General features: G+C 27.5%; 13 protein-coding genes and 1 pseudogene. 4 read left to right on the top strand and 10 right to left on the bottom strand.

The features are described from left to right. Window positions 1–392 precede the first annotated feature (392 nt). A complete protein-coding gene (locus tag HL033_RS01290) occupies window positions 393–1190 on the top strand; it encodes an MBL fold metallo-hydrolase (RefSeq protein WP_218194299.1) in 798 nt (265 codons plus the stop codon). A 962-nt stretch (window positions 1191–2152) separates the two neighbouring features. Continuing rightward, a complete protein-coding gene (locus HL033_RS01285; RefSeq protein ID WP_218194298.1) occupies window positions 2153–2620 on the top strand; it encodes an RNA pyrophosphohydrolase in 468 nt (155 codons plus the stop codon). 558 nt (window positions 2621–3178) lie between these two features. On the opposite strand, the pseudogene HL033_RS01280 reads toward HL033_RS01285, so the two are convergent. Both HL033_RS01280 and pstC read right to left on the bottom strand, forming a co-directional pair. Continuing rightward, window positions 3179–3956: pseudogene (locus tag HL033_RS01280) on the bottom strand (type I glutamate--ammonia ligase). A 13-nt stretch (window positions 3957–3969) separates the two neighbouring features. Continuing rightward, window positions 3970–5070: a phosphate ABC transporter permease subunit PstC gene (gene pstC / locus HL033_RS01275; RefSeq protein WP_218194297.1), complete on the bottom strand. Its 1101-nt coding sequence runs from the start codon at window positions 5068–5070 to the stop codon at window positions 3970–3972. Between the two features lie 1267 nt (window positions 5071–6337). Here pstC and alaS point away from each other — a divergent pair. Further along, entirely contained in the window at window positions 6338–8998 is a 2661-nt protein-coding gene (alaS, locus tag HL033_RS01270; RefSeq protein ID WP_410522119.1) for an alanine--tRNA ligase, read from the top strand. A gap of 898 nt (window positions 8999–9896) precedes the next feature. On the opposite strand, the gene sucD is transcribed toward alaS, so the two are convergent. The 7 genes from sucD to HL033_RS01235 all read right to left on the bottom strand — a co-directional run bounded on the left by sucD (window position 9897) and on the right by HL033_RS01235 (window position 16079). Continuing rightward, complete coding sequence (gene sucD / locus HL033_RS01265) at window positions 9897–10775, bottom strand: succinate--CoA ligase subunit alpha (RefSeq protein ID WP_218194295.1); 879 nt, start codon at window positions 10773–10775, stop codon at window positions 9897–9899. A gap of 11 nt (window positions 10776–10786) precedes the next feature. After that, a complete protein-coding gene (gene sucC / locus HL033_RS01260; protein WP_218194294.1) occupies window positions 10787–11950 on the bottom strand; it encodes an ADP-forming succinate--CoA ligase subunit beta in 1164 nt (387 codons plus the stop codon). Between the two features lie 58 nt (window positions 11951–12008). Then, window positions 12009–12281, bottom strand: a complete 273-nt coding sequence (rpsU, locus tag HL033_RS01255; RefSeq protein ID WP_218194474.1) for a 30S ribosomal protein S21 — start codon at window positions 12279–12281, stop codon at window positions 12009–12011. A 118-nt stretch (window positions 12282–12399) separates the two neighbouring features. Continuing rightward, window positions 12400–13416, bottom strand: a complete 1017-nt coding sequence (locus HL033_RS01250; RefSeq protein WP_218194293.1) for a substrate-binding domain-containing protein — start codon at window positions 13414–13416, stop codon at window positions 12400–12402. 31 nt (window positions 13417–13447) lie between these two features. Further along, window positions 13448–14068 carry an SCO family protein gene (locus HL033_RS01245; RefSeq protein ID WP_218194292.1) on the bottom strand — a complete coding sequence of 207 codons (621 nt, stop codon included), beginning with the start codon at window positions 14066–14068 and terminating at the stop codon, window positions 13448–13450. A 509-nt stretch (window positions 14069–14577) separates the two neighbouring features. Next, complete coding sequence (locus HL033_RS01240) at window positions 14578–15594, bottom strand: NAD(P)H-dependent flavin oxidoreductase (protein ID WP_218194473.1); 1017 nt, start codon at window positions 15592–15594, stop codon at window positions 14578–14580. Between the two features lie 11 nt (window positions 15595–15605). Beyond that, window positions 15606–16079 (bottom strand): cytochrome b, encoded by a 474-nt coding sequence (locus HL033_RS01235; RefSeq protein WP_246575352.1) that lies wholly within the window; start codon window positions 16077–16079, stop codon window positions 15606–15608. 839 nt (window positions 16080–16918) lie between these two features. Here HL033_RS01235 and HL033_RS01230 point away from each other — a divergent pair. Next, on the top strand, window positions 16919–18538 hold the full coding sequence (locus tag HL033_RS01230) for an ABC transporter permease (RefSeq protein WP_410522103.1): 1620 nt from the start codon (window positions 16919–16921) through the stop codon (window positions 18536–18538). A 766-nt stretch (window positions 18539–19304) separates the two neighbouring features. On the opposite strand, the gene HL033_RS01225 is transcribed toward HL033_RS01230, so the two are convergent. Beyond that, on the bottom strand, window positions 19305–20825 hold the full coding sequence (locus HL033_RS01225) for an HlyD family type I secretion periplasmic adaptor subunit (RefSeq protein ID WP_218194289.1): 1521 nt from the start codon (window positions 20823–20825) through the stop codon (window positions 19305–19307). Between the last annotated feature and the right edge of the window lie 101 nt (window positions 20826–20926).

The following is a 20926-nucleotide window of genomic DNA, read 5'->3' as shown; positions in this document are numbered from 1 at the left end:
AAATATAGAGCATGTTCTTTACTATATAAAATTAATGTAAATAATATTCCACGTAAGATATATCCTTTACTTGTGGTATTGGCGGAGAACATATTATAGTATATTTTTTTTGACTGTTAAGAAAATTTTTTTAGCAGGAGTAGGTTATTTATTGTTTTAAATTTGTTATATAATAAAAGGGCCATGCTAATCATGAACTAGATGTTTTGTATTTTGTTAAAATATAATATCTAATGAATGAGTACTTGAAATACGCATTTAGGTATTAGAAGGTGGTTTTCATAGTATTATGTGATGTTTAAGATATTTACAATAAACTTGTGTTTATGTATAAGTGTTGATTTATTAAGCAACAAATGATACTGTGGTAAGCTATAAAGTAAATTTTTATTATGAATATTACAATTCTTGGATGTGGGTCATCAGTAGGTGTTCCATCTATAGGGTGTGTTTGTAAGGTATGTTATTCCGGGTTACAATATAATAAAAGGACAAGGGCATCAGCGTTAGTTGAATATAAAAACTTAAGCTTGTTAATAGATGCTTCTCCTGATTTGCGTATACAAGCACTAAATAATAATATTAATGCTATAGATGCTGTTTTATTTACACACTGTCATTCTGATCATTGTGCTGGAATAGGGGAAATTCAAGCATTTGCTCCCAAAAATGAACTGAAATATATACCAATATATAGTGATTTTAATACTTTGTGTATGTTACTTTCAAGTTATGCTTATTTATTTGTGCCTAGTAGACCTAGTACTCCTTGGAAAAAATGTTGTTACTTGACAGTAAATGTTGTGTATCCTTATGAGATATTTTATATTGGAGAGTGTAAAATAGTGTCTTTAAAGCAAATCCATGGAAATATTGAAACAAATGGGTTTGTTATTAATGATAGAATTGCGTATTGTACAGATGTAAAGTTTTTTCCTGAAAAGTCCTTTAATTTATTAAAAAATATTGAAATATTGGTTTTGGGATGTTTGCGATATGATGAGACATATGCTCACGCACATGTAGATTTATGTATTGAGTGGATAAAAATCTTAAATCCTAAAATCACTGTTTTAACTCATATGAGTCATGATATAGATTACAACGATGTTAAAAGTTATGTTAGTAGTTATGTCGATAGTGAGGTTGTTATAGCATATGATGGATTAAAGTTAAGTACGGCCTATTAGTTTTATAGTATCATATTTATTAACTTAATTGTGACAGTTTCTTTTAAATAGGAATTGTTTAGATATTTTTATACTATGTTAGAGTTATACTTTTGTAAGTTTTAAAGTAAAAGTGGTTTTTATCAAGATGATATTAAAAGGTATCAAATGTTATTTTTGAAATATGCTAATGAAAGTATAAAATTGTTTATTTCTAATTTGATGTACAATTTGCTTATTTTTTACTTGTAAAATTTATTAACCTCTACTTTTATTCTCTAGAAGTTTTCTTATATTATGAGCTTGTAAATCAACATTGAATGTGTATTATGATATGGTAATACACGCATGTTAATGTATATATTCTTATATTACTAGAATGTGCTTTTTTTAACTGTTTACTTTAAAATTATTTATGGCTTAATATTTTTGGGTTATAAAAAGGTTACATAATATATTTTGTATAAAAGAGAAATTTATCTATCAATTTAGCATGCTTATGTATAAGTAGGTATAATATAACAGGTTTCACAATACTTTTAATGTTGTAAATATTTTTATCAAGCAACATAACATGTTCTATTTATTAATTTTTTTAATAGAATAATAGGTGGGTGGTTGTATAGTTGTGTAAAATGTATAGTATAGTTTTACTATAGGTAAATATAGCTGTTTATTATAGGATTTAATGTATTTATATAATAAGTTGCACATAGTATTTGTGCGTAAAAATTTTTTAGTTATTTAAATTTTTACTGGTAATGCTAAACAAAACTGTTATCTTATGTTGTTAATTTGCATGTATAGTAATGTATTATGTATATTTATAAATACACATTATATTTTGTGGTTATGTTAATGTTGAATAATAACTATCTATATATCTTTTTTAAAGACTTACCATTTAATATGAAGTTAGTATTTTTTACCAAGAAAAAATTGGTGTGGGCTTATGTTAAATTATAACTATTAGAGTATACAACATGTATGAAGAGTATCGTCCATGTGTAGGGATTTTACTAATTAACAAAGAAAGGAAAGTTTTTGTAGGTCAGAGAGCTGATTATAGCATAGATTCTTGGCAAATGCCTCAGGGTGGTATTCATATTAATGAATCTTATAAAGATGCAGCACTGCGCGAATTATTAGAAGAAACAGGTATAAAGAGTGTGCATGTTATATATATAAGTAAGAGATGGCTATACTATAAAATACCTGAAGCTCTTAATAAAACTTATAAAAAATTTTCAGGACAAAAGCAAAGATGGGTTCTTATGAAGTTTATAGGAGAAGACTCAGAAATTGATATTAATTATTCTTTACATCCAGAGTTCAAATCATGGAGTTGGCAAAATCTAGATTATGTAATAAATAATGTGATCTATTTCAAAAAAGAAGTGTATCATAAAGTAGCAGATGAATTTATGCCACATATATTTATTGAATCTTAGTAATAACTAGTATAGCAAAGATATATTATTAATACTTATGTATAAAGTTTATATAGGTTATTATAGCATATTTAATAATATATTATATATTTTACTACTAAACATATATTTAATGTTAGTCTGAATTTATGCAATAAACAATTTTACCATTAGCGATTAACTAATTTATTAATGTTGTTGTGAATTATTTTTAAGGTGCATTTTTAAAAGAAACTGTAGAGTTATTGAGAATTGCCCGATTTATAAAAACATAGGAGAGTAACAACAAAGGTGTTTTGTATATAAACTAATACTAAAGTTTTTTCTTGTTATATAAATTTAATATTCTATACATTTTTAATATATGTTACGTGTAGTATATAAAGGAGTTATTTTACTAAAATAACAAATATTAAGGTATATCATTTAGTAAATTTAGTGCCAACTATAAGTGATTTATTATAAAATTTTAAAAGCAAGTTTAAGGATGTGTCCATGATTATAGTACAATGTGTTTTTTGATGATTAAGGGATTATATGTTTAATGTTATTTTGAGATTTAATGATAGGTTTTTTTACCTATATTGAAGATTTTGTGATTTGATGAGAATTAGATGTTGATTTAGTTGTTATGAGATTTAATGGTAATTTTTCTAGTTTATATTGAGGATCTGAAGCTATTCCATATGCTTGTAAGACTGAAACAATAGCATGTTGATAATTACAATCAGCTCCAAGAACTCTATGTTCTATTCTTGCATCTTGATAAATTATTAGTAATGGTCGGTAGTCTTATAGCAACGCTTCTATTATTTCCTCCCCAGCTTATTGTGGTAGGTGTGTCAATGTCAGCATATATGTATCTTAAATAAGAATCTTCGTTTGGAGCAAAGAAGATCATATGTTTTTTAATAGAAGAGCATAATCCTCCTATGCAGTAAGATAGAGTATCGCTCATATGGTTATTATAGTTAAAAAATAAATTTTCATTATATAAATTTAAAAGATTAACATGAATATGAAAAGCACTTCCAGCTTTATCTAGGTATGGTTTTGCTGAAAAATTAGCGTTTCCTCCAAAGGATGCTGTGCATTCTTGTATAATTTCTTTTATAGTGAATAAATCTGTGATTATATTTTTAATATTACTACTGTTATATGTTTGTATTTCATATTGATAATGGTGGGTTTCTTTAGCAATTTGACATGACAACTGATTGATTTTTAATGATATTGTATTTATAAGTGATTGCAAATTGTATTCTTCTACTTTTTCAAAATAAAACTCTAGTTCTATCCCAATATTGGGGATTATGTTGAATTTTTCTTTAAGATAATTTAGTACTTCTTTTAACATTATCGAGGAAATGTTATGGTTTTTTAGTAATATAGATTGCTATTGAATTTAGTATCCAAGTTATTATGAAAAGTATAAGTGCTAATGCATATGCAGAAGATGTTTGTGCGCTATTAAAATGTTGGTCTCCTGTTAATATAGTTGCAATTTGTACTGTTACTGTAGTCACAGAGTTTAAGGGATTAAAAGTTAAGTTAGCTGTAATACCAGCAGCCATTAACACAATCATTGTTTCTCCGATTACCCTTGAAATTGATAGCATAATAGAACTGACAATTGATGGCAATGCATATGGTATAATGATGTGCCATATAGTTTCTGCTCTGGTTGCTCCTAATGCCATTGATCCATATCTTAAAATCTTTGGTACAGAGCGTATAGCATGTTCAAGAAGTAAAGTAATAAATGGTAGCAACATTATACCTACTGATAAGCCAGCAACTAATGCATTTTCTGAGTGGGCATTGAAGTTGTATAATTTAGCGAAAGTTCTTATAAATGGGGATAAAGATACTACTGCAAAATACCCATATACAACTGTAGGAATGCCACATAATATTTCTAATGCTGTATTAAAAGTATAACGAATACGTTTACTTGCGTATTCACTTATATATATTGCAGATAATAATCCTAATGGTAATGCTATTGTCATAGAAACAATTACAATTAATAATGTTCCGCCTAACAATGGTAATATGCCAAATGATCCCGTCAATTTATTGTCAATAATTTCTGGATCAGGATTCCAAATTGTACCGAATAAAAATTCAGATAAAGGAACTTTGCTAAAAAATAATTTTGATTTGTACATAAGACACGCTACTATACACACTACTGTAATGAAAGAAAGTATAGTAGATAGAAACATTATTAATTTTAAGCATTTAAAATTTTTATCTATGTGAGATATTGTAAAAATTAAAACAAGTATAATGAAAGTTGCTATGGATAATATTATGCTAAATCCTTGCATATATAGCACACAGCTGATAGAAAATGAAAAAATGGCATTTATTATAGTAGTAAGTAAAAATTTATCTTCGATTAAAAGACGACTTTTATAACAATTACCAACTAGTAATATAAGTAACAGAAAAATAACTATTATCATGTTTTAAAACGAGGGTAGCACATAAAATATTTTTGAGTGGTAATATTTTTTTATTAACATACTGTTATATATTAATGCTTATTGGTAAAGTTGTACATTTATTTTAATATAATAAAAAGCTACTTAGTAAATGGTATTGGAAAATTTATATAAGATTTATTAGAAATAAGCGTTTTTTCTTATGTCGTCATTATAACAATTTTAAAAGTATAGTCATTTTATATTAAAGGATTAGTACATTGTGAGAGTGTTTTAATTGATGTTTTTATATTTATTAAATTTATTTTTAGAAGTGCATAGTAATAAATTTTGTATTACAGTCACGTAAAAGTTTATTATTGGTAATTGTATTTTATATCAGAATTAAGGTTTTTATAATGATTATATTTTTAATAATTTTGAGGGAATATATAAATCCTACTACATTATAGATAATATCTTGCTAAATTATATATAATAATTATTTTGAGATTGATGATAATTTTATTATAGGTAAAGTTGTACAATTGTATTGTTGCTTAATAAATTTTTGCGAGTGTTTATAATTGTTACATTTCTTGTTTAAGAAGTTTAGGTTATACAGTTGAGGTCACAGATGTATTGTTAACGATGTTGTGGTTAATTATCCAGATTAAGATGTAATATATTTATTAATATTAGTGATTGTATTAATGATGTAAAAAAAATATAAGAAAAGTGTATACTTATTTAGATTTTAAAGAAAATAGTATGTAATGAGTGATCATAGCGTTTTAGTTATACATTTGAAATAGTAAATGTGATTTTAGATATAGCAGTATATGAAGATTTTGTTCTTTATGATATAGTGATACAACCCCAGATCAATATTAGTTTCTAACAAATGCCTGGATTTATTTTTTATAGATATAAATTCTTTTTTAAAATGTATAAATTTGTTTTTTAAAAACTTACGATATTAGTAACTTTTTTGTTGAAGTATATAAGAATTATCTTTTTAAGATAAGGTTAAAACTTATATTTTGATTACGATAATATCTTTAAAAATTTTTTATTATAGAATATCTTGAAAAATTATATTTATGTTACTAATTTAACTATAAATTAGTTTTTAATAATATTATAACAGCTATTTTAATATGTATTAGAATGTTTGTTATAAAGCAGTAAAAGGAATAGTTGTTTTATGTTTAAAAATTAATATGTAAGTTGTTAGTTATGGTAATATCTTTAGTAAGTAATTTTTATGTGTTAATCTTATTAATAAAACTGTACATTATTTTTAAATATTATGCACAATAACTCAATTAGTAGTATTAGAAAAGCATTTATAGATTTTTTTGCAAAGCATGATCATAAAATTTTTTCATCGTCATCCTTGGTCATAAAAGATGATCCTTCATTATTGTTTACCAATGCTGGTATGGTTCCATTTAAGCATATGTTTACTTCTATTCAAGATTTAGATGTAAATATGATTGCTTCAAGTCAAAAGTGCTTAAGAGTTGGCGGTAAGCATAATGATTTTGAAAATGTAGGACATACTAATAGACATCATACATTTTTTGAAATGCTAGGTAATTTTAGTTTTGGCAGTTATTTTAAAGATAGAGCTATAGAATTAGCGTGGAAATTTATTACACAAGAATTATGTTTAAGAAAAGATAGGCTATATTTTACTGTATATCATAATGATCATGAAGCTTTTGAATGTTGGAAAAAAGTAAGTGGCTGTAGTGATGACAGAATTATCAAAATTAGTACTGATGATAATTTTTGGAGTATGGGAAGCATAGGTCCATGTGGTCCTTGTTCAGAAATTTTTTATGATTATGGTGATGATGTTAAAGGTGGTTTGCCTGGGACATATAATGAAGGTGAAGGTAGATTTACTGAAATATGGAACTTGGTATTTATGCAGTATGATAGACATGATAATGGTGATTTACATGTTTTGCCAAGAAAATGCATAGATACAGGTATGGGTCTTGAAAGAATTACTGCAGTAATGCAAGGTGTACAAGATAATTATGATATAGATATGTTTAAGACATTGATTCAGGCATCACAGGAGCATTCTCAAAATTTTACTAATCAACTAGCACACAGGGTTATAGCTGATCATGTACGTTCTGCAGCATTTTTAATATCAGAAGGTATAACGCCTGGTAATGATGGGAGAAGTTATGTGTTACGGCGTATTATTAGAAGAGCTGCTAGATATGCTTATAATTTAGGATGTAGAGATGCTTTAATGTATAAAGTGGTGCCTGCAATATTAGATAAAAATAGTACAAGTTATATGGGAGATGCTTATCCAGAATTAGTACGAGCACAAGATCTTATTATTTCAATGTTAAAACTGGAAGAAGAGGGCTTTTTAGAAACCTTGCAAAAGGGATTATTATTACTTACAAAAGAAATGTCATTTTTATTGCCAGGGGATGTTTTATCAGGAGATATAGCATTTAAGTTATATGATACATATGGATTTCCTTTGGATATTACTTTAGATATCGTTAAAGAAAAGGGGCTAAAATTTGATCAGAAAGGTTTTGATTATAATATGCAGGCGCAAAAAAACAGATCTCGTGCACATTGGACAAATTCTGATAGTAAATCAATAAATAGTGTGTGGTTTGAACTTTTTAATACATATAAGGAAACGAAATTTGTTGGATATGAATCTACGAGCTATAATGCTAGTGTATTAGCTATAGTATATGGTAATAGTGTAATAGAGTCGATGCATGAGAATAAAGAAATAGATGTATTGCTAAATGTTACGCCTTTTTATGCTGAAGCTGGAGGACAGCAAGGAGATAGAGGATTTTTGAATGTAATCTCAAGAAATGGGTCTGATTTAAATAATAAACATAATGTTATTGAAGTGTTAGATACCAAAAAAGTTCTTAATTCTTTACATGTTCATCGATGTATTATAAGGAATGGTTTGTTGTCAATAGGTGATATTGTTTGTGCTGAAGTAGATAAAAAAAGAAGGCAAGAATTACAATCTAATCATTCTGTAACTCATTTGTTACATTATGTTTTGAAATTAGTTATTGATAAGTGTATTGTCCAAAAGGGATCATTAATTACAGCAGAAAAATTGAGGTTTGATTTTAATTATTCGTCTCCATTAACGTATGAGCAGATTAACTTGGTAGAAGATCAAGTTAATAATCTTATTCGTAAAAATTATTCTACAGCAATAACTTTTAGTACCTTTGATGATGCAAGTGAAAAAGGTGTTATTGCATTATTTGGTGAAAAATATGATAATGATAATGTTAGAATTGTGCATATTGGAGATTCAAAAGAATTATGCTGTGGAACTCATGTACAATATACTGGTGAAATAGGATTATTCAAAATAGTTTCTGAATCTAGTGTTGCTTTTGGAATACGAAGAATAGAAGCAGTTACTGGACAAATAGCAATTAATTATTTACGAGAAAAAGAAAAGACTTTATGTAAAATATCTGATTATTTACGTATTCCTGCAAATCAAGTAATAGATCAAATAGAGAAATTTTATCAGGAAAAACAACAGACTATAAAAACCTTATATAAAGTTTATTATCAGATGATAGAGCAGAAATTAAATATATTATCAGTGGGAGATAATAAATTGTATTATGCTGTTTTTAAGGATATCCCTATTGACATCATTAAAAAATTTATTTTTAGTATTAAAAGCCAAAATTCAATTGTAGTACTATCTACAAAGGTTAACAATAAAGCTTTGTTTATAATAAGCGTAAGTGAAAATTTAAAAGTAAGCGCTTTGCATTTCCTCAAAGTATTAAATATTTTTAATGGTAAAGGTGGTGGGAATGAATATTTGTTGCAAGTGAATATTGATGTTAATTATACAGAAGAAGCTATGTTACTAATAAAAGATGAAGTAAAGAAAATTTTTAGTGACACAGGAAATTATCTGTGAGGGATGTGATATTTAGGTAGTAGTGTTTGTATTAAGTTAATAAGTAGATTTTAAATATTTATAGTGTAGGTTGTGTTTCATTATGTTGAAGGTTAGATTTATGTAATGTGAGTTTATATCATGAGATTATTTTTTATTGTGTGTGCTATTTATCTAATATTGTAGGTGCTACTTTTATAGCATCTTACATTCTAAATTATAAACATATTTAACAGCCCTTCTCAAATAGCGAACACATATAACTTATCTCATTATTGATAGGTATTATACCTTATGATATTAAAAGACTTTTTAAATGACGTTTATTATAAATCTTTTCAATGTTTGATTATAAAATTTTTTGATTATTAGTGATACAATTTTTAACACAATATTGTTTATTATGTGAAGTGTTGTGTAATATAGATTTATGTAAGTTAGATTACTTTTATTGTATCTTAATAGATCTACAATGTAATAAGTATAAAATATTAGCTATTGTATAGCATTAGATTAAAAGTATATGTATTAATTTTTAGGTAATTAGGTATCTGAGAATAATATATATTTAATTTGTATATTACAAATAAAAAATTAAGTATTTTTTATGTATGGAGTATTTTATATATAAAGAAAAATTATTTTTGGTTTTTATATGAATTTTGTTTAATACAATTTGGGATCCTTATTTAGATAGGAAAGGGGGAGAAATTGTAATAAATATTAGAAATTTTGTTATAAATGCAATTATTAAGTTTATGAAGGAGTTATGTGATATAATGTTTTTTAGTATTATTGTATTTTTTACTTAATATAAACTACATGTATAAATATAAGTTTGTTGGACACTATTTAATAATTCTCTTATAAAAGAGGTATGCTGTACTTAGTTAGATAAAAAATACTGCTCTCTTACTGTTTAAAGATTTTGCATCACATTTAGCATAGTATTACCAATGACAGCAGGTGTTTCTGCAATAATAATTCCAGCTTTTTTCATGATTTCAATTTTACCTTGTGCAGTGCCTGTGCTACCTGATGATATTGCTCCAGCATGTCCCATGCGTTTTCCTGAAGGTGCAGTTTGCCCAGCAATAAATCCTACAATTGGCTTTGTAGTTTTTGATGACATAATAAATTCAGCAGCCTCTTCTTCTTCTGTGCCGCCAATTTCTCCAATAATGATAATACCATGTGTCTCAGGATCTTGAATGAAAAGATCTATACAATCTAAAAATGACATTCCATGTACAGGATCACCACCTATTCCAATGCAAGTTGATTGGCCGAGTCCTGCGATTGTTGTTTGTGCTACTGCTTCATAAGTTAAAGTTCCTGAACGTGAAACTATGCCTATATGACCTTTTTTGTGTATGTGTCCAGGCATGATGCCAATTTTACATTCTTGAGGAGTTATAATGCCAGGACAATTAGGTCCAATTAATTGGCTTTTAGAGCCAATCAAAGCACGTTTTACTGTTACCATATCCAGTGTTGGTATACCCTCAGTAATACAGATAATCAATTCAATTTCAGCATCTATTGCCTCTAAAATAGCATCTGCTGCATAAGATGCTGGAACATAAATGACGGTTGCATTAGCTTGAGTGTGTAACTTTGCTTGTTTAACAGTATTAAATACGGGAAGATTAAGGTGAATAGATCCTCCTTTACCGGGAGTTACTCCACCAACCATTTTTGTTCCATAAGCAATAGCTTGTTCAGAGTGAAAAGTTCCATGTAGACCAGTGAAACCCTGACATATAACTTTTGTATCTTTGTTTATGAGAATAGACATTGTATTTATTCCTATTTTTTCTTAATTGTATTAACTATCTTAAAGGCTGCTTCGCTTAAATTATCTGCTGTAATAATATTTAACTGTGAATCATTTAGTAATTTTTTTCCAATTTCAAAATTTGTACCTGATAATCTAATAACTAATGGAACGCTAATGCCTATTTCTTTTACTGCTTCAATAATGCCATTTGCAATCACATCGCAACGCATTATTCCACCGAATATATTGACTAATATTCCATCTACTTTATCAGATAAAATTATTTTAAATGCTTCTTTTACAGTTTCTTGGGTTGCACTTCCGCCAACGTCTAAGAAATTTGCTGGTTCTGCACCGTAATGCTTGATTATGTCCATTGTAGCCATAGCTAATCCAGCTCCATTTACCATACATCCAATGTTTCCAGTCATTTTTATATAGCTTAGTCCATGTTTTGATGCTTCAATTTCTTCTTTAACTTCTTCATCAAAGTCACGTAATCTCATAATATCAGGATGGCGATATAATGCATTGTCATCAAAGCTCATTTTGGCATCAAGTGCAATAAATTCACCAGAATGCGTCTCAACAAGTGGATTAATTTCTATTTGATTAGCATCAGTACTAATAAATGCATTATATATTTTACTTATGATATTGCATATTTTACGGGATTGATCTGCAGTTAGATTAAGTGAATGACATAATTCACGTCCATAAAAATTTTGAAAACCGCATACTGGATCAATACAATGTTGAGATATTTTACTAGGGGAAGTTTTAGCAACTTCTTCTATATCAACACCTCCTTCAGTTGAAAAAATAATTTTTATTCTCCCTACTTTACGATCTATTACTATGCTAAGGTAATATTCCTTTTTTATGTTACAGCCTTCCTCAAGATATACTTTATTTACTTTTTGTCCTTCTGGAGAAGTTTGATATGTTACCAATTGTGAATGTAACATCTGCCTGACAAAATTATTTACCTCATCTGTAGTTTTGGCTATTTTAACTCCTCCTGATTTTCCTCTACCACCAGCGTGAATTTGTGCTTTAACGACTACTATATTTGAACGTAAATTTTTTAAAGCTATGTCAACTTCTTGCATTGATTCAACTAAAAACCCATTTGGTACAGCAACACCAAAATTACGCAAAACATTCTTTGCCTGAAATTCATGAATATTCATAATATAACCGTTTTATACAAACATATAACTGAAGGATATGCATTAAATACATAATTTACTAAGAATTACTACTATTGTGAGGAAGTAAAGGTCTTTGAATTTGAAAATGCTTTGCATTTATTTGAAACCTTGTGAATTGTAGTTCATAAGGCACTTTATGTAATTTTTTTCTTCGTCTTTTACAATCATCCTGTTTTCTTGCACGCTTTTCTGAAGGTTTTTCATGATGAGTAATTTTCATTTGACGAGGCTTACCTTCGCGTTGTAACTTTTTCTTTAAGGTACGTATACCTTGTTCTATATCTCCATGGTAAACAATTACTTCAACCAAAACAGCTCCTCCCCTAGTCCTAATAAGAATTAGCAATTTTATCAATAACATATTATCATGTCAAATAATTTTCTTAACTTTATGCTAATCACTTAACTACTATCGTATTTATAATAGCCTACTTGATTAAATCCATGACCTTTTTTTTTGTTTTAGCAAATTCTTGCTGTGGTAAAGGAATAAATCCTGAATTTACTAAATATCCATGCTTACTTATTGATTCCACATTAACAATTTCTTCAAGAAATTTTTTTAATCCAGGTGTACTGGCTAAGTGTTCTTTTTTTACATATATGTAAATAGGCCTAGATAGTATATATTTCCCTGAGGAAATTGATTCGTAATTTGGTTCTACTCCTGCAATTTTATTGCCTTGGATTTTATCTTGATTTTTTATTAAAAAGCTAAAACTTAAGATCCCAAATGCACTATTGTTTTTTGCAATTTTGTGTATTATGACATTTTCATTGGTAGCAACTTCAATATATTTTCCATCATCTCTAATACTACCGCATATTTTTTGTCTTATATGTGCTTTTGGATATATGTCTATAAAAATCTTTGAATTCATACATGAGTTTAACATAATTGTCTTTATTAATATGTCATAAGTACCGGTATTTTTATGTGGGCCATATATTTCAATATTCACATTAGGTAATCTATTGTGAATCTCATGCCAAGATTTGTAATTATTTAAGGATATAGTATCATTATATTCATCAGAGACTTCATATTTACTAAGGGCGCTGAATAAGTCTTTAATAGTAAAATCTACTTTTTGGTTTTGATTAGAATTTGCAATTACTATACCATCATACCCTATAATAAGCTCTACAATGTCATTAACTTTATTTGTCTTACAAAGTTCTACTTCAGCATCCTTTATTTTACGCGATGACATTGTGATATCAGGGGTATTATCTCCTGCACCGGCACAAAACATGTTAAATCCCATGCCACTGCCTACAGACTCGATTACAGGTGTTGTATAAGATGAAAACTTGCCAAATTCTTCTGCAATAGATGAGATAAAAGGAAATACTGTTGAAGAGCCTACAACCCTAATATGACGTGCTTGTAATTCATGTGTTATAGTCATGAATACTAATAAAAATATATAAAATTGCTTCATTGTGCTTCAGTAGCTATAATATCAATATATGTTAATTTTTATGAACTAGATATTTTTCTAAAAAAAGGAATAACTTCTCACTTTGATTTTCAGATGATTTTAAATCCGGGGCAAAATGTGTTATAAAGTCACCATTTTTATCTATTAAATAGAATAGTGATGAGTGAGCAATTTGTTGATCACTATCCTTGCTTCCAATATATATTTTATAGTTTTCTGCAACTTTATTTATATCTTGTGTACTTCCTGTTAACATTTGAATTCTACTATCAAATCCTTTATGATATTCTTTCAACTTGCTTACAGTGTCTTTTTCAGGATCTATAGTAATAAAAATAATCTGTATTTTATCAGCATTGGTTCCAAGTTTATTTAGAAGTTCAGACGCAAGTCCTAATTCAGCAGGGCAGATGTGATGACATGATGAAAACCCAAACATTACTAACATGTATTTGCCTGCAAAGTCTTTACTACTAACATTAATGCCTTCTTGATTTATCAAATTAAAAGAAGTATCAAAAGAGTTTTTGTTAACATTTACATTGTGAGAATCTCCTTTATTAAAGATACCTTTTTTATTTGTGTATGAGTATACTAAAAACACTGCTGTAAGCAGTAAAAAAGTATTGACTAATATTTTAAAAATTTTCATTATATTGCATTCCCTACAGAGCATTAATTAAGGAATCCTACATTATATCTATAAGATGTGTCAAGTGTGTTATATATTGAACTATAATTTTTTTAATTATGTTTAATAAAGAGTTCATTAACTGATTAAAAACTTTTTTATGTAAAAATGCATATTTTGTAAGTGATGGTATAATTTTTTAATGCAAAAAATGAATTTTACATTAAAGTAGCATAAGTTTTACTTTAAAATATCACTCTTTATAATATTTTTTTGAATATGTTGGATATATTATAAAATATACATAAATTTCAAATGATAAGGTTACAGAGCATGAAATGGATAATCTTGATTTATTTAAATTTATAAAAATAAGCTTAAAGTTTTAAAAAAAGAATCCATTATAAAATTATTTTTCACAGGTAGTATTATATAATAGAAGTGTTACTTGCTTTCTAACAATTCTTGTGTTTATTACAGACGTGTATTATTAATTTCATTAAATTATATAGGGGGGGGGGATGTTTATTTTAGGTTAATTCATTGCATTGTATATATGATCTTGCTTCATTAACAAAATTATTAATTACTTGTTGTGTACTTTGTATTTTCTTTATTAATCCAACGCTTTGTCCTGCCATCAATGATCCATTGATTATATCACCATCTATAACAGCTTTTTTTAATGCACCAGCCCAAAATTTTTCTATTTGTAATTGTCCATCTTCTTTTGAGATTTTTTTTTGATTATATAAATTTATAATTTCTTTTTGCAATTCTAAAAATCTAACACTTGCAGCATTAGATATTGCTCTTACAGGAATGACAGGAAAATCTCTGCTAAGTTGAATTGATGCTATTGCGTCTCTAGATGATGATTTTATAAATACTTCTTTAAAATTTTGATGCGCTCTTGATTCGTATGTGCATACAAAAGGTGTACCTATTTGACATCCACTTGCACCCATTTTTAAATAATGTACTATCATATCTCCTATCCCAATGCCGCCAGCAACAAATATTGGAGGGGATGTATTAATATTATTTTTGAAATATGGTAATATTTCTTGAGATAATACAGATGTACTAACAGGTCCTATATGTCCTCCGGCTTCCATACCTTCTATGATTAGTGCATCTACGCCTAATCTAATTAATCTTTTAGCTACAGAAATGGAAGGCGCAAAACACATAATTTTAATTTTTGCGGATTTAACTTGATTTATTAGTATGCTATTAGGAATACCTCCTGCTAAAACAATGTGGGTAATTTTATTATTGATGCATATTTTAATGAGTTCATTTAATTGTGGATGCATAATTATTAAATTTACTCCAAAAGGGTAGCTAGTGAACCGTTGTGTTAATTCTATGTCAGATTTTAAATTTTCTGGAGATATCGCTCCACAAGCTAGTACTCCAAACCCCCCTGCATTTGATATTGCAGATACTAAATATGGATCTGAAACCCAACTCATGGCTCCACCCATAATTGCATATTTACTGCCTAGGAATTCTGTACCTTTTTTCCATAAATTTGAAAGTATCATAAATTTGTTTATGTAATACGCTGAAAGATATTGTCTTTGTTTATTATTAGATGTTTTAATGCTCCTAAGATATGTAGTATTATTAAGATAATTAGTGTATATGCAGATAAAATATGAATTTTATGAAATACAAAAGCTAAATTTTTATTTGTAGGCAATATTAATGGAAAATCAAAAAATATCATTGTAATTGGCTTATTTGAAGCTGATGACATCATATATCCAGACAAGGGCATGACTATCATAAAGACATATAACAATATATGTACAAATCTAGAAGCTATAATAAAGAATGGTGCAATTACTTCAGAATATGGAGGTATCTTTGATGAAAGACGGGAAACAATTCTTATCATAATTAACACCATGGATATAATGCCTAAAGCCTTGTGTGCACTATACAAGACACTTTTTGTGTTACTAGGTGCTATTGCTGTCATGTATAAACCTACAATTATCAAAAATATTATTATTATAGCCATTAACCAATGCATTATTCGTAAGAATACACTGTGTTTATGCATAACAAAAGACATTATAATAGGTGATATTGATGATATATATCATAGTACCTATATTCTTCAATAGTTTTTTATAGAAATATTTCAACTTTATAGTGATGATATAACAGTCTTAACTAAAGATGATATAATACATGTTGTTAAAAAATTAGTTTTATTACGTGATGGAGAAGGTATTGTTGATGATTATTTAATACTTATATTTTTAAAATATGTTTAAGGTAGTAAATGCTATGGCATATGCAAGTGTTGTCTTGTATAAAGGCTATATTTAATTTGGAAATATTATGTAATATTAATACATTGTAATTTATATGAGAATGACACAATAGATGGATGATTTAATGTCAGGTATTGTAATAGATATAAAATCCATAGCAAATGGGGATGATATATATACGCTTTAAAATTACAATAATCATTTTGGAATATAAATATGTTTTATCGCAAATGCATTAAGATTGTTAACATTGAAAATGTAGTGAGCTTAGAATATTATGGATAGTAACTACATCTATGAAAATAGCTGCTGAGATTTGCATTTATACTAATCGTAATATTATATAAGTATTTTAATCTGAGCTTTAAAATTACTCAATAATGGGCATTTGGATTATGTAATGTTATTTATTAAATTACTTTTATTAAGTGTACATGTTTATTGTGTTAGAATTATGAGTGGTATACTGTACATTATAGCGATATGTTATAATAAATTTTTTCGATGCTTTAGTAAAATTTCTGGATATAATGTAATATAAGAGAGTAGAATAGCTAACTAATAAAATAAAAGAAAAGTATTGATGGTAAATTTTTTAAGGAATTTATTTATATTTACCTTAACAATGCTATTTACATTGCCGATATTTTCTTTAATATCGGTTGTTTTTGTAAGAAATGAAAAGCTTAATATATTTACTGTTTTATTGCCTGAATATACAGTTAATACTATTGTCCTAATGGTAGGCGTAGGATTAATAGTATTAATTATTGGAGTAATGAGTGCATGGGTTATTACCTATTATTCATTTCCAGGTCGTAGATTTTTTGAAGTTGCGCTTTTTTTACCATTATCAATACCAGGGTATATAGTAGCATATGTATATGTTAATATTTTTGGGTTTGCTGGTCCAGTACAAAGTTTCTTAAGAGAATTATTTCATTGGAATAAAGGCGACTATTATTTTCCAGATGTTAAATCAATATATTGGGGGATTATTATTATTGGGTTTAACTTATATCCTTATGTATATATGTTAACAAGGACAGCGTTGATAATGATAAGAAGTACAGTAGCAGTTGCTACAACTTTATGTTGCTCCAGATATAAGATTCTTGTGTCTATAGTGATACCAGCAGTGCGTCCAACTATAGTTGCTGGTACTGCATTAGTATTGATGGAAGTCATTTCTGATTTTGGGACTCCTCAGTTTTTAACAATTAACACCCTTACTACAGGAATATATCGTCATTGGTTTTTATTACATGATAAGTATTCTGCATGTATTCTTGCGATTATAGCGTTATGTTTTGTGTTTTTTTTAATTGTAGTAGAGAAATTCTTTCGTAGAGATGAAGCATCCTATACTTCAATTAAAATGAATACAGGTTATTATCATAGATGGAATGTTAGTAATATGACATCTATTATGTTAATATATTTTATTTGCTTATTACCTGTATTTATGGGATTTATTCTCCCTGTATTACCATTAATTTATTGGACTATGGAAAGATTGCATACATTAGTGGGTAATATGAGATTCTATGTTGTTATTTTTAATAGTATCAATATAGCATTAATGACATCTGTTATTACTATTGCAATATCTATTGTAGTGTCATACATAATACGTAATAACAAATTTTTGTCTTATTTTATAAGATTTATTACTATGGGATATGCAATTCCAAATACTATTATTGCAATAAGTGTTATGGTTTTATTTGGTAAGCTATCACAAGTAATTAGTGCATATTTTTTTAATGTTACTATTATAGGTACGATAGTTGGATTATTATATACTTATACTTTTAGCTTTTTTGCTGGTGCGTTAGGGCCAATTGAATCTGGATTTAATAAAATTCCTAGAGAGATAGATTGGTCTTCTGCTTTAATGGGGCATGGTGTAATATCAACGTGTTTTAATGTGCATATTCCAATGTTGAAGAAAAGTATATTAGTAGGCTTTTTACTGGTATTTATTGAAACAATTAAAGAATTATCGGCAACTTTAGTAATAAGGCCATTTAATTTTGAAACTATGGCTACGCGTATATACGAGCTTGTCGGAGATGAAAGATATATGGATGCTGCACCTTATGCATTAACTATAGTTATAGTAGGATTGATATGTGTTATGATATTGTGTCAAATTTTTCAGCATGATAAGATCAAAGAAAATAGGATGAATAATTAATCATTGTTGATTATTCTTTAGCTTAATTATATATTTAATATATGCGATAATACTTGAGTATTATTACACGCATTATTGTTAAATTTAGTGTATGTATGGATAGAGATACTACTAATGTAATTAGTTGTCCTCTAATAATGATAAACTCTTATGATTTTTTAGTATTTATAGATGAATAATATTAAGCAAGTGTCATAAGGTGATAATGTAGTAACAAATATTGTATTAAAAGTTTAGATTTTGAAAATTAAATTTGTAATTCTTGACAAGAAAATATAGGTACAAAAAAAAGTAAGTATAATATAGTTAAATTAAAAGATACATTTTTATTGGTAATATATTTTTTATATATAAGCCAGCATTGCTATTAAAATAATTTCATACAAATGAGTAATTTTAATACCTAATTTTTTTATATGGATTGGTAGTGTGTATAATGCATTTAATAGTATCGTCCTTATCTGTTTTGAATATTGCTAAGTAACTTTTAATTAAAATACATATGGCATAAATTATCTGAGGATATTGATAAGCATTCTTAATGTAAATATTATAACTGAAAATTTAATGAAGTATTAAGTATAACACGATATATATCATGACATGCAATAGCAGATTCTGCAAATCCTGTCAGTATTCACTTTAATTTTCCTGGATATGATGCTATATCACCCATTACATATATTTTTCGCGATTTGTTCTACATGTATAATAACCTACTGATAGCTGATTTATAAGTAGAATTGATGTATAGGATATAGCAATATTACCTTTCTTTAAATGCTTTTTCAAATGTGCTAGTGATAGGTGTTAATAAGTAATTTAATAGAGTTCGTGATTGAGTAATAATGAATACTTCTGCTGGCATACCAGGGTATAGTTTTATTTTTTTAAATTTACCAAGCTGTAAGGATTTTGGAATAACAACTCGTGTTAAATAATATCTTGTACCATTATATTCACTAAAAGCATCTGCAGAAACTTGTGTCATTATACCATTAGCAAGTCCGAATTTTCTAATATTATAAGCACTTAACCTGACTTTTGCTTTAAGTCCTGTATATTTATTGTTCGAAATTATATTTCTTGGATTTGATTGTGCTGCAAGAATTTCTTCAATATTTCTTGTAGGAATTTTAGCTTCAATGACTAAATCTTCATTAATCGGCACTATATCCATAATATTGCTACCAGGAGATATTACTCCGCCTTCAGTATGATACTTTAATCCTGTAACAACACCATTTTGAGGAGATCTAACTATTGTACGCGTTAATACATCTTTAGCTGCTCTTAATCTTTCTTTTAAATCTACAATTGCAGAATCTGTTTCTTTTAATTCTATATTATTTTTATCTTGCATATTATTAATAATATTTATTATTTCTAATTGATTTTCCCCAACTTTTTGTTGTGTACTTGCAATTACAGCTTTAATGTGGCCTAATTTACCTTGAGCTTCTGCATATAAGCGTTCAAGATTAAGTATGTAAGGTTTGCTTATATATCCGCTTTTAAGAAGTTTCTTTTTTGTATCTAGCTCCTCTTTAATAAGAGTATATTGCTTTGTTTCTGCTGTTAATTGTGCCGATAGTCCGCTTAATTCTTGTTTTAGTTGTTTGATGCGTTGTTTTAATATCTTTATTTTTCCAAAGATACTTTTTCTATGTGATAAAAATAATTGTTGTTGATTATTTAGAACTTTATCTACAGTTTTTTTATCTGATAATGTATACACTTTAGATGGAAAAGTAATGTTGTTAAGGTTATTTTTAATTGCAATTAATCTGGCTTCTGTTGATAACAACACTAACATTCTTTCTTGTAGTATTGATAAGTTTGCTTTAGCGGCTGTATCGTTTAAATAAATAAGTGGTTGATTTTTTTGTACTATTTCTCCTTCTTGTACTGAAATTTTTTTTATAATTCCTCCTTCGAAATGTTGTACAATTTGTCGGTTAAGTGAAGACATAACTTCACCAGTAGCAATAACCGCGCCATCTAATGGTGCTGTTGCAGCCCATATACCAAAGAAACCGAAAAATATAATAATAATTATTAATCCTATAAATAATGGTCCCCATGATACTTTTACGGCATCATTAATTTTGTGGTTGCCTTTTATGCGAAAAATGAGATTAACTATTGAATCACTAAAAGATGTTAATTTTAAGGTAACTTGTGAGTTGTGTTTATTTTTTAATTCATGTTTGTGAAGAGAATCATGTCCTAGAAGTTGTGGCAAAGAAAAGCTTGATTTTATTATAGATTGTAACCGTTTATACATAAACTTGGTATGAGATGGATAAGTTTAACTTATATCATAAAAAAATAATAATCAAAATCTTTTCTTTATGATTAAAGAAGTATATATAAGTTACTTAATTA

The organism is Neoehrlichia mikurensis (genome assembly GCF_019186785.1).
GTDB lineage: Bacteria > Pseudomonadota > Alphaproteobacteria > Rickettsiales > Anaplasmataceae > Neoehrlichia > Neoehrlichia mikurensis.
The sequence above is the reverse complement of the archived record's forward strand: the minus strand, read 5'-3'. Positions and strand labels throughout refer to the sequence as shown.

What these genes read in the sequence shown, in the direction of transcription:
- HL033_RS01250 (WP_218194293.1), bottom strand. Translation starts at nt 13,416, where the DNA reads ATGAAGCAATTTTATATATTTTTATTAGTATTCATGACTATAACACAT.
- HL033_RS01290 (WP_218194299.1), top strand. Translation starts at nt 393, where the DNA reads ATGAATATTACAATTCTTGGATGTGGGTCATCAGTAGGTGTTCCATCT.
- pstC (WP_218194297.1), bottom strand. Translation starts at nt 5,070, where the DNA reads ATGATAATAGTTATTTTTCTGTTACTTATATTACTAGTTGGTAATTGT.
- HL033_RS01285 (WP_218194298.1), top strand. Translation starts at nt 2,153, where the DNA reads ATGTATGAAGAGTATCGTCCATGTGTAGGGATTTTACTAATTAACAAA.
- sucC (WP_218194294.1), bottom strand. Translation starts at nt 11,950, where the DNA reads ATGAATATTCATGAATTTCAGGCAAAGAATGTTTTGCGTAATTTTGGT.
- HL033_RS01225 (WP_218194289.1), bottom strand. Translation starts at nt 20,825, where the DNA reads ATGTATAAACGGTTACAATCTATAATAAAATCAAGCTTTTCTTTGCCA.
- HL033_RS01245 (WP_218194292.1), bottom strand. Translation starts at nt 14,068, where the DNA reads ATGAAAATTTTTAAAATATTAGTCAATACTTTTTTACTGCTTACAGCA.
- sucD (WP_218194295.1), bottom strand. Translation starts at nt 10,775, where the DNA reads ATGTCTATTCTCATAAACAAAGATACAAAAGTTATATGTCAGGGTTTC.
- HL033_RS01235 (WP_246575352.1), bottom strand. Translation starts at nt 16,079, where the DNA reads ATGGCTATAATAATAATATTTTTGATAATTGTAGGTTTATACATGACA.